Origin of the sequence: Janthinobacterium sp. HH104 (genome assembly GCF_001758715.1) — a bacterium.
Classification (GTDB): Bacteria; Pseudomonadota; Gammaproteobacteria; order Burkholderiales; family Burkholderiaceae_D; genus Janthinobacterium; species Janthinobacterium aestuarii.
On record NZ_LRIB01000023.1, the window covers coordinates 114,412 to 126,410 of the forward strand.

5 protein-coding genes are annotated in these 11,999 nt (G+C 61.2%); all 5 read right to left on the reverse strand.

All coding sequences use genetic code 11. The annotated features are described in order from the left end of the window. Window position 1: 1 nt before the first annotated feature. Complete coding sequence (locus tag JAB6_RS07755) at window positions 2–2,056, reverse strand: phosphatidylserine/phosphatidylglycerophosphate/cardiolipin synthase family protein (protein ID WP_070302125.1); 2,055 nt, start codon at window positions 2,054–2,056, stop codon at window positions 2–4. 25 nt (window positions 2,057–2,081) lie between these two features. Then, window positions 2,082–4,856 (reverse strand): type VI secretion system Vgr family protein, encoded by a 2,775-nt coding sequence (locus tag JAB6_RS07760; protein WP_070302127.1) that lies wholly within the window; start codon window positions 4,854–4,856, stop codon window positions 2,082–2,084. 143 nt (window positions 4,857–4,999) lie between these two features. After that, window positions 5,000–7,147, reverse strand: a complete 2,148-nt coding sequence (locus JAB6_RS07765) for a S46 family peptidase (protein WP_368072918.1) — start codon at window positions 7,145–7,147, stop codon at window positions 5,000–5,002. A gap of 86 nt (window positions 7,148–7,233) precedes the next feature. Then, complete coding sequence (locus tag JAB6_RS07770) at window positions 7,234–9,363, reverse strand: PAS domain S-box protein (protein WP_254671516.1); 2,130 nt, start codon at window positions 9,361–9,363, stop codon at window positions 7,234–7,236. Further along, window positions 9,360–11,966, reverse strand: a complete 2,607-nt coding sequence (locus JAB6_RS07775) for a chemotaxis protein CheB (protein ID WP_070302131.1) — start codon at window positions 11,964–11,966, stop codon at window positions 9,360–9,362. The genes JAB6_RS07770 and JAB6_RS07775 overlap by 4 nt, the downstream gene beginning before the upstream one ends. Window positions 11,967–11,999 lie beyond the last annotated feature (33 nt).

The following is an 11,999-nucleotide window of genomic DNA, read 5'->3' on the forward strand; positions in this document are numbered from 1 at the left end:
CTCACCCCAAACGTATCGTGGAGCTGCGTTTGTCTTCTAATGGCAGCAAAAAACCGGTCATTTTCTTTAAAATTGCATTTTCCGATTTTTCAAATTTTTTCTTGCGATTACTTCGCATCAAATTATTCCAATCTTTGAATGCGGTGACAATCTCCCCCTTCGTCCCACCCCCGCCATCGACCAATCCCCCGCTATGCATGCGCCACACCCGCTTGCGCAAATCGCTGGCCACGCGACGGTCGATGGTGGCGATATTGATTTCGCTGTCGACGGCCATGCTGCGCTGGTTCAGGTTGGCGCTGCCCAAGGTCATGAACACGTCGTCGACCAGCATCAATTTGGAATGGATATAGATTTCACGGTAACGCCAGCGGTCGTTGTCGAACGCGCTGACATTAAGCATGGCCACCGAGACCTTCAGCCCGAATTCGCTTTCGAGCGTCATCGCGCCGGGTTTGTTGATGCCGTTGGAGTGCCGCACCACGTCGGGTAACTTGACTTCCGCCTCGGTGGAAATGCCGAATCCTGCCCTGACACGCCGGGTTTTCGGTCGCTTGTTGTAGTCGTCGATCATGATGTTTTGCCCCGTCATGCCAGCGTGCTGCCCCAGCGCCGCCAGCGTGTCGTGGGTGCGCGGCACCATCTGCGCCCGTTCCGGCACCGGAATGACGATGAACACGTGCATGACCGGCATGTCTTCAAGACTCTTGCCCGCCTTGACACTGCCGGCCTTCCAAGCGGCAACCACCTTCTTGCGCTCGGCCAGCAAATGCCGCGCCCAATCTTCATACTGGAAATACTGGTTTTCCACATACAGGTAGCCGGCTGCCAGGCTGGCCTGGGTCACGGCGCGAAAGTAGGTTTCCTTGATCGTTTTGTCTTGTTCCTCGGGCTGGGTCAGGACGATCTGCACGGTGGAGTCGTCCGGCCCGACCTCGCGCAACAGCCGCGCCGGTGGGCTGCCACATGGCAACTCCTGGCTAACACAGTCGGTGGAAGCCGAACGCGTGCGGTCGTCGATAGCGCGATCCCATGCCTTCACGAAATTGTTATAGAGCGCGATGAGCGCCTTGCCGCCGTCGATGCGGCAGGCGTAATCCTGATAGGGCTTCAAGGTGGCGAACCCGCCGTCCGCGGCCATTCCCTGCAAACACTCGCGCCGCTCGTTGACGCCGCCCTGTTCGCGGCGCGTATCGTCGAGCAGATGGGCCGTCGTGTCCCAATAATCGGTCACAGAGTTCAGGCCCATCACGTAACCGACGGCCTTGCCCCCCTCTTCGTGGTCGAAATCGATCAGGACCGGCTTCTGGTGGTGCGTGCCCAGGTATTGCATGCCGGGCTTTTCGATTTCCCCCATCGTCAAGCCGCGCGGCTGGTTTATTTCGGTCGAGATACTCTTGCTTATTGCGCCGCTGTCGCCGTGGCGCAAACGAATCGTGATACCACTCAGCATGCCCTTAAACGCCGCCACATACCAGTTGTAGCAATATTCTTCACGCGCCAGCATCGGGATATCCTCGGGCCGGACCCTATCACCCCTGAAACCGCCGCTGAACATCGCTTTCCTGGCGACCGCGTCCTGCAACATCGCCAGGCTGGCTTTTGCGCTGATGTCGTCGGCCCGCTGTCCATCGGTTTTCCATGGCGAGGTGCCGTGCGAATGGCCCGGCATATTGTGCACCATCGGCGAACCGATCCGATCATGCCAGATCAGCAGGCGTACCCTGACGTGACGCTGTGCGGCGGCGATCAGCAAGTCGCCAAACGTGTCGCCACGCGGCCAGGTGGCACCGTTGCCGCGCACCAGTTCCATACCCGGGTCGAAGCCCCAGCAGCACAGGTCGACCGAATGTTTAGCCTTGGCGATCTCCGCGGCGATGTCGGCGAACGCTTCCTGTCCGCAAATGAACAGCGTCAGCTTGTTGTTATGCGTAATCGGGTGGCTGGCCTTGCCTTTCAGGTTGCGGTTTTCCAGCAGCCACTGGAGCGAACTCGTCGCAGTCCGTCCGACTTCGTCGATATGGGTGGTTTCGATACGGCCGCTCGATTCCGGCATGGCGCTCTCCAGTCAGTGTCGTGCATCATTGAACCCAGCGGCCATCGGCGGTGTCGTCGAAGGCGCGCAAACCGCGGTTCGACAGCTTCTGTTCGCCGTCCGGCGCCGCGTTCGGGTCGAAGCGTGCGCTGGCCTGCAATGAAAACTCTTCGCCATTGCCAAGGACGACACGGTAGCGCGGCGTGCCGTCCTGATGCGCGATCAGGATGCGGCCGAATTCGTCGGTCAAGCCGCGTTCGACTTCGGCGTCTCCCCTGTACAGCGTGTACGGCACGTGCGCGTATTGACCACCATCCGCATGGGCCTGGATCGTATGCTGCAATTGCCCCACTACCGGCGCGATGGGCGGTTCCAGCTCCGGTTGCGGCCGGTTCTTGGGCGCCAGCGTTTCCAGGTTTCCATGGAACAGCGTCGGCGACGCGGTAAAAAACTGTACCTTGTCGCTAATTTCAAGCATGCAATTGGCGCCATGCAGGCGCACGCCTTTGCGGCCGCGAATATTCACCCAGTCGGTCTGGCTGATCAATTCCAGAACCTTGTTGGCGACGATATCGACCGCATCGGTTTGCGCCGCGATCTGCACCGGGCCAGCTGCGGCGATCAGTTTCATGCCAGCCTTGTGGACGAACAGGCGGAACGCCGCGCCGATGCTGGCGAACAGGCCGCCGCCGGCCGCCAGCGACAGGTCGCACCCGGTCGTCAGCGCGGTGTGCTCGGCGCTGGCGATGTGCGTCGATTGCGCGGTCGTCGTTTCGATACCGGCCGGACTGGCCAGCACCAGATGCGGCTTTGATAATTCGGGAAACGCGTTTTCGCCATTGCCGCCACCACCCTTGATCCCGGCATGCTGAGCGTTCAGCACATCGGCGGCGGCGCCCTGCTGGGCGGCGCTTTCTTGCGCACCGTAATGCTGCGCCAAGGCGGCAAGCGCCTTGTGCCGCTCAGCAGCCTCGGCCAACCGGCGCAAGGTTTCATCCATGCTCTTGATATGCGAAGCGGCACCGGGGCGCGCTTCGGTGGTCAGCAACATGCCGCGGCCGGCGCGCGCCACGCCCCAGGCGTCTGACGCCAGTTCCCAGCCCTCGCCACGCGCATCCTTGCGTCCGCTGGCGTCTTCGATACGACTGATGCAGCCGAGCGACAATTGGCTGTGCTGATGATCGCTTTTCAGTTGCACCTGGATGCGCTGGTGCGTGTCGTCGAGCACCAACTGGTTGCCGCGCACGCCGTAGCCGCCGCCAGGCATCAGCTCGGCGCTACGCCAGCCCCCAAGCATGCGTTGCCCCGGCAAATTCCACGGCGGCGCATGGTTGCCGTTGTACACAGCACCGACTATGACGGGACGGTCGATATTGCCGTCGAGAAACTGGATCAACACTTCCTGGCCAATGCGCGGCAACGCGATCTGGCCGAACATCTGGCCCGCCCATGGCGTCATGACCCTGATCCATGGCGAACTGCCCGCGTCGAACTTGCCCAGCCGGTCCCAGTGAAATTGCACCTTCACCCGGCCCAGACCGTCGGTATGGATGGTTTCGCCTGCCGGCCCGGTGACAATCGCCGTCTGCACGCCGGGCAACGCACAAGGCGTGCTGTTGAACTGTCGCCCCGGATACCAGCGGACGCTCTTGCGGATGCAGCTAAAACGGTTTTCATAATGCGACTTCGCACCCGTGCCTGCCTGGTAATTGTTGCTGGCGATATGATCGACCGACAGGATCAGGTATTCGCGCGAGCCGATGTCCGGACGCGCCGGTTCACCTCTGGCCGGCATGGATTGCTTGCCGCTGAAGTGTCCGCCCAGCGTGAAACTGCGCCCGGCCTGGACGCAGCGGTGATTGCCGCCAGCGTCGAAGTATTGCGCCCGGCAGTTACTCTCCTCCAGGCGGCGTTGCGCCAGCGCTTCGCCGTCGCCCATGTCGGCATAGCCATAGCCGGTGTCCTGATACAGTTCATGGGCAAACACGTCGCCCTGCTGGTGCAGCGCATGGCCGCTGGTGCGGTTGGCATACGGATGCTTGTAGTTGAAGCTGGCCAGCGTGAGCGAGCCTGAAGCGATCTTCCGTATTGCCTGCCAATCGCGAATGCCGTCGCGCTCCAGCGAGCCCGCGTCGCCGCGAAACATCATTTCGTCGGCTTCGCTGGCATCGTGGTCGCCTGGGTCGATACTGTCGCTCAGCCAGGTATTGTCGCCCAAACAGAGCGTATGACCGTCGGCGCGATGTTCATACCAATAGTGGATACCCTGGTCTTCCCAGCGCCGGTGCAGATGGTTGTAATCGGTTTCATTATGCTGGTTGGCGCAACTTAGTATCGCTTTTTCCTCATGCAGCCGGTTTTGCCAGTCGCGCTGCAAATAGTGATCGAAGGTCGTTTCGCTGATGTCGATGACCGTGCGTTCGTGGAACGAGACGTTGTCCATGCGCAGCCTGGAAAACGCCAGCCAGGGTTGCAGCACCATCTGGTAGAACGCGAAACCGCCATCGCTGCGCAACAAGCGAAATTCGCCGACATAACCATTAAAATAGCGCGAGCTGCCGTCATCGCGCACCATCGAAATCGTAACCATCCGGCCCATCATCGCCGTCAGGGGGACGTGGAGATTGTCGGACAGCAGTTCGACGTCGAAGCGGAAGTCGCGTGACATTTCCTCGTGTGCCCGCAAGCTGTTGACCAGCAGCGCGGTATCGGGCGGACCATCGTTGCGCGGAAAATCCATGCGCAGCAAGCGGCTGTCCTGGACTCGCCAGCTCGCTCCGAAAAGGCGCGCCAGATCGGCTGCCAGCTCGCCATTATCCATTTTTTCTCCTTCGGATAGTTCCCCTAACCCATGCTAACCATGGTGAACGCTGGCATATTGATGGAACTCAAACTAGTTGCCCATACGCAAAAAAGCCGCATCAGCCCTGCGGCGGATGCGGCTTTTATTTCAACTAAGAAAGATTATTTCTTGGCAGCTTTCGGATACTTGATGCTCATTTCCTGCAGCAGGTTATCCGCGTGGTCCACTTCCTTCATCACCCACAGCATGTAGCGGATGTCGAGGTGGATGGCGCGCGTGATGGCCGTGTCGAAGTACCAGTCCTTGGTGATCGATTCATACGTCGAATCGAAGTTCAGGCCGATCAGTTCGCCACGCTTGTTCATCACGGCCGAGCCGGAGTTGCCGCCCGTGGTGTCGGCGCTGGTGAGGAAGTTGACGGGAACCGTGCCCAGTACCGGGTCGCGGAACTGGCCGTAGCGTTTTTGCTTGACGGCGTCGATCAGCGCTTGCGGCGCTTCGAACGGGGCCTTGCCAGTGACTTTCTCGACGATGCCTTCCACGGTCGTGAACGGTCCCTTGGTCAAGCCGTCGCGCGGCGAGTATGGCGAGACGGTGCCGTACGTCACGCGCAAGGTCGAGTTGGCGTCAGGATAGACAGGTTTGCCTTGCGACTTCTTCCACGCGATCACAGCTTGCATGTATTGCGGAATCACGCGTTCCAGGTTGCCGTCGATTTCCTTGCGGCGCTCTTCCAGCGCCACGTCCACCGGATGCAGCTTGACGGCCAGTTGCATGAAGGCGTCGTCGGACTGGGCAACGGCGGCCTGGTCCTTTTCCAGCCAGGCCAGGCGCTTGGCCGTGTCAGCCAGTTGCGTCTGCTGGTACAGGGCGGCCACGGCGCCTGGGGCCGGCAGCAGCGCGTCCAGGCCTTGCGGATGGCTCTTCGCCGCCAGTTGCGCGTAACGCTTCAGGCCAGCTTCAAAACGTGCCTGGTCGACCTTGTTGACGTACGACTGCTCCAGGCGGGCCAGACGGGCCTTGATGAAGGCCAGGTCGCGCTGCTGGAAGCCCGATTCGCGCTCGGCATCCGCTTTCTGGCGCTCCAGCGACAAACGGTAGATGGTGCGCGCGCTTTTCAGCAAATCGCTGTTGGTGGCCACGCTCCAGGCGAACTCTTCTTCGCTCAAGGCCATGTCGCTGGCGATCGCCGCGTCCAGTTCGGCCAGCAGGGTCGGCGATACGTTCGGCTGTTTCGCGTACCAGGCGCGGAACTCGGCATCCTGCACGTCCTTGATGGCGGCGATATCCTTGCGCGCAAAACCGTCGAGCAAGCCCTGGGTTTTCTTGAGCACGTTGTTGATGCTTTTCACCACGCTCGCATAGCGCACGGCAGCGGCCGCGTCGCCATTCGTCGCATCGGCCATCACGGCCAGGTCGGCCTGCAGTTCCGATACTTTCAGCGGGAAAGCCGTATCGCGCGCAAAACGGATTTCCGCCGGCAGCTTGTAGCGGCTGGTGCGGCCGGGGTAGCCCGCCAGCAAGATGCCGTCACCGGCTTTCAAGCCTTCGGCCGAGACCACCAGGAAATCCTTCGATTTGTACGGCACGTTGTCGGGCGACGGGTCGGCCGGGCGGCCATCCTTGCCCACGTAGGCGCGCAGGAACGAATAGTCGCCCGTGTGGCGCGGCCATTCGTAGTTGTCGATGTCGCCGCCGAAGTTGCCGATCTTGTCCGATGGCGCGTACACCAGGCGCACGTCGCGTATCATCATCTGGCGGATGCGGTAGTACTCGAGGCCGCGGTGGAAGGCGGGCACGGAGCAGCGGTACATCTTGTCCGTTTCGCATTCGGCGATCAAGTCCTTGACGCGCTTTTCCACGGCTTCGTGGCGCGCGCGGCCGCTCATGTCGGCCGTCAAGCCTTTCAGCACGCGGTCGCTGACGTTCTCCACCTTGTCCGTCACATACACGAGGCTGTTCGGACCGCCCGGCAGCTCTGCGGCGCGCGTCTTGGCCAGGAAGCCGTTGGTGATGTAATTGTGTTCCGGTGTGGAATTGCGCTGCACGGCGCCATACGCGCAGTGGTGGTTCGTCACCACCAGGCCGGCGTCGGAGACGAAAGCGGCCGAGCAGCCACCGAGCGACACGATGGCGCTCATCGGGTGCTTGCTCAGGTCAGCCAGTTTTTCTGCAGGAATTTCGATACCGACCCGTTTCAGTTCGGCTTTCAGCTGTGGCAGTTGGTGTGGTTGCCATTGCCCTTCGTCGGCGTGTGCGCCGGCGAACGCGCCCAACAAGGCGACTGGTAAAACGATTGTTTTGAACAAGATATGCCCCTCCATAAAAGCAGGCGAAAGTATAGCCTGTCCAGGCGAGCTGAGTCGGCAAAAATTAACCGATTGCAATTTCTGTATCAGGCGGCCGGCCGCCCCACTCCCTGCAGGGGAATCTGCAAGGCCAGGCGGCATCCGGCGCCCGAGGCCGGCAAGCCCACCTCGAAGTGGCCACCCAGCGCCGTCACCCGTTCGGCGATGCCGATCAGGCCAAAGCACTGTTTCTTGCGCTGCTGCTGCGGCGTGATGCCGATGCCGTTATCGCTGATGGCCACGTACACGGCGCAGGCATCCGAACTGAGTTCGATCTCGACCTGGCTGGCCTCGGCATGGCGCATGACGTTGCTCAGCGCTTCCTGCACGATGCGGAACAGCACGATCTCGGCCTGGCTGCCGATGGCGGCAAACAGCCCCTCGTCACGGATCAGCAGGCGGCAAGCAACGCCGCTGCGCTTGCGGAAGTCGCCCACCTGCCATTCGATGGCGGCCTGCAAGCCCAGGTCCAGCGCCATCGGACGCAGCTCGTTGATGATGCCGCGCACGCTCTTGATGGTGGTATCGACATTGCTGAGCACGGCACCGACCCGGCGGTGCAGGCGCGGATGGGAACCTTCGGTGCGCGCGCTGAGCATGGAAATATCGATGCGCAGCGCCAGCAGGTTTTGCCCCAGTTCATCGTGGATATCGCGCGAAATGCGCTTGCGCTCGTCTTCCTTGGCCGTTTCCAGGTGCAGCGCCAGCTGGCGCAGCTGCGCGTGCGACTGGCGCAGGGCGCCATCCATCAACTTGCGTTCGGTAATGTCCGTGTGCGCCACCACCACGCGCAGCGGCCCTTCGCCGAGGAAACGGCTGACCCTGGCCTGCGACCAGCGGGGGCCTGAGCGCGTGATAAATTCATATTCGAGCGCAAACGTGTCGGCACGGCCGGCAATGACGGAGCGGATGCCTGCGGCCAGCTCGCGTCCGGCGCTGCGCTGCCAGCGCGGGTCCGTCTCGCAAAACTCCAGGTAATGCAGCGGTTTATGCATCTGCCCGACAAAATCCAGGCACGCCTGGTTGGCATGCGCGACGCTGCCCGCCTGGTCCAGCACCAGCACCCGGTCCGTCAGCGAATCGATGGTGGCATGAAAGAAACGCTCGGCATCGCGCAAGGCTTCCTGCGCCCGCTCACGCTGCTGCACTTCCAGCTGCAGATGCTGGTTGGCGTGCAGCAATTCGGCCGTGCGGTCGATGACCCGCTGGTCCAGCTCGCGGTGCAGTTCGCGCAAGTCCGCCTCGGCCAGCTTGCGCTCGGTGATATCGGAAAACACGCCGACAAAATGGCTGATGGTGCCGTCTGCCATGCGCATGGGCGTGATCGACAGCGATTCGACGAAGCGCTCGCCATTCTTGCGCCGGTTCACCAGTTCGCCATACCAGCTGCCATCCCGGTGCAGGCTGCGCCACATGGTTTCATAGAAATGCGGCAAATGCGTGCCGCCGCCGAGGAAGGATGGATCGCGCCCGATGGCTTCCTCGGCCTGGTAGCCGGTGATGGTGGTGAAGGCGGGGTTGACGGAAATGATGCGGTTGTCGCTGTCCGTCACCAGCACGCCTTCGCGGATACTGTCGAGGATGACGAAGGCGCGCCGCAAGGCCGATTCGCGCGCGTGCTCGTCGCCCAGGTCCGTCACCAGCATGCGCGCCGTGGCGCTGTCCGCGTCGAAATTGGCTTCGATGCGCACCATGCCGCCCATGCCGCCCGCCTCGCCTTCGAACAGTTGCGCCTCAAGTACTTGGCGCGCGCCGCTCGTAAAGACGGCGTCGAGGAAGCGGCGGAAGCTGCCTTGCGCCTGGGGCGCGACGAATTGCTCGAAACGCCGCCCAAGCAGCTGGTTCTTGTCGCGCTGCAGCAAGCCGCAGGCCGCCACGTTGACACGCGTGACGACACCCTCGGGCGCCAGCGAAAAGTAGCTGACGGGCGCCTGTTCATACAGCTGCGCATAACGGTCGCGGCTGCTTTCATATTCATTCTTCAGCTGTTCCAGCTCGGCCAGGGCCGCGCTCTGCATTTCCAGCTCGATCTGGCTGACCTGCAACTCATGCAGCTGGCGTATCACCTCTTCATTCGACTGCGGCGCCACCACGGACTGGCGCTGCTGCGCCGCCAATTGCTCGGCCTGCTCTCTCAGCCTGGCCGGCCCGCTACCGTCGTCGAATGGTTCGCTCATGACGCGCTCTCTCCTGCTTTCCCGTCCGCCGCGGCGCCGGACTGAATCTGGCGTAACTGGGCTTCCAATACCTTTGACTCGGTAATGTTAATAAAGGTCACCACTACGCCATCGATAACATTTTCCACCGTGCGGTACGGCATGATGCGCACGTTGTACCAGCGCCCGTTCTTGGTCTGCACCTGCCGTTCGCAAAACACCAGGCTGCGGATGACTTCCAGTGCGTCCGCCTCCAGGTTCGGGTAGGCCAGGTCGTTGACGATGTCGCTGAGCGGGCGGCGCAAGTCCGTCTGGATCAGCTTGTAGATTTGCGTGGCCGGCGCCGTGAAGCGGCGGATGCGCAGCTCGCTGTCGAGGAAGATGGTGGCGATATCGGTACTATTGAGCAGGTTTTTCATGTCACTGTTGACCAGCGACAAATCGTCGACCTTCGATTGCAACTCGGCATTGACCGTGTACAACTCTTCATTAAGCGACTGCATCTCTTCCTTCGAAGTGGTCAGCTCTTCGTTCGCAGATTGCAACTCTTCATTGGTCGACTGCAATTCCTCGTTGGCCGATTTCAATTCTTCGCGCGAGGTCTGCATTTCGTCGCGCACGGCCTGGATTTCATTGCGTGCCTGGATCAGCTGCTGCTCCAGTTCCAGCACCTTGGGGCTCGGCGAGCGGCCCCGGCGCGGGATAGCCGCCAGCGGTACGCTGGCAAACGTGACGAAGACCATGCCGCGCAGCTCTTCGGGCTGAAGCAAGGCTTCCGCTGTCAAATCCACGCCATGCCCCTGTCCTGCATGATCCTTGAGCACCAGGCCATTCAGGCGTACCAGGCTGTCGCTTTGCAGCGCCTGCTTGATCAGGCCCGCCAGCTCGTAACGCAAGCCATCGCGCGCCATCGCGTGGATATTCCAGTTGGCCTTGCCTGCCGCCGGTTCCAGGAAGGAACCCGTGCGCCCGTTGATATACAGGATGTCCCCATCCTGGTTCAGCAGCACGGCCGCAGGCGAATATTTTTGGAGCAATAATTGCTCGACATGGGATTGAATTTTTCCGGGCATGCTGACTTCTCTCGTGTCGCTGGGGGGAGGAGGAGTGGCCGACGACACTTTCGTGGGAAAGTACGTCAGCAAGCGCTGGCGCGCCATGTTGTCGAGACGGCGGTACAGCCGGGTCGATGTCGTCAGCGGCGCGAACAGCTCGGAAAAATGACCGGGCGTGTCGGCGCTGCCCAACAGCAAAACGCCATCGCGGTTCAAGGCGTAATGAAACAGGGGAATTAAACGCTGCTGCAACTTGGCATTGAGGTAAATCAAGAGGTTACGGCAACACAGGATATCGAGCTTGGTGAACGGCGGGTCCGAAATAATGTTTTGCTGGGCAAAGATGATCATGTTGCGGACCTCTTTCCTGACCAGGTAATCGTTCTTGTCCTGCAAGAAAAACCGTTCCAGGCGCTCGGTCGACACATCGCTGCTGATCGTTGTCGGAAACCGGCCCTGGCGCGCGCGATCGATGGCGTCGGCCGACAGGTCGGTGGCAAAAATCTGCAGGCTGTACTTCGACGGCGGGTTGCTGCCGGCTACCACCTCTTGGAACACCATGGCCAGCGAATACGCTTCCTCTCCCGTGGAACAGGCAGGAATCCAGGCCTTGAACGCGCGCCCGTCAGGGTTAGCCGCCAGCATTTGCGGCAAGACCACCATCTTCAGGTATTCCCACACCTTGGGGTCGCGGAAAAAATTCGTCACGCCGATCAGCAACTCCTTGAACAACAGGTCGATTTCCGCAGGATTGTTGCGCAGATAGGGAATGTACTCTTCCATCGATATCATCTGGTACAAGCTCATGCGGCGCTCGATGCGGCGCAGGATCGTATTGATCTTGTAGTCCGAGAAGCTGTTGCCCGTATGTTCGGACAGCAAGGCGACAATTTCCTGCAAGGAATTGCGTCCACTCGGCGCCTTGCCCGGCAACTCCAGAAAGCTGCTGCGAAACAGGTAACTGACGATCTTTTCGGGCATCTTGTCGGGAAAATCGACAAGGTCCACCGCGTCGGCGGCGATGGCGCTTTGCGGCATCATGTCGAACCTGGCCGTATCGGGATGCTGCGCCAGGGTCAGGCCGCCCGCCTGCTTGATGGCCTGCAAGCCGCGCGTCCCGTCGCTGCCCATGCCGGACAGAATCACGCCCACGGCCAGTTCGCCCAGCTCGGCCGCCAGGCTTTCGAAGAAAGCATTGATGGGCAAGCGGTGTCCGCGTAGCTGCAGCGGTTCGCTGAGCAGGAACCGTCCCTTCGACAGGCCCAGGTCGGCATTCGACGGAATCACATAGATATGGTTGGGCCGCAATGCCGCATGGTGCGTGATTTCCGTGACAGGCATGCTGGTGGCCCGCTGCAACAGTTCCGGCAACAGGGCTTTTTGCGTGGGATCAAGGTGCTGGATCACCACATAGGCGATGCCGCTTTCCGGCGGCACATGGGTCAGGAAAGCGACAATAGGGTCGAGTCCGCCAGCGGAAGCGCCAATGGCCACCACGGGAAAACCGATGGTGGGCGCTTCGGCAGGCAGGCTGGCCAGACTGATTTTGCTGCGTTTGCGGGTTATCATCGTCTGCTAGAAACCAGCCTCGGCAAACCTTGC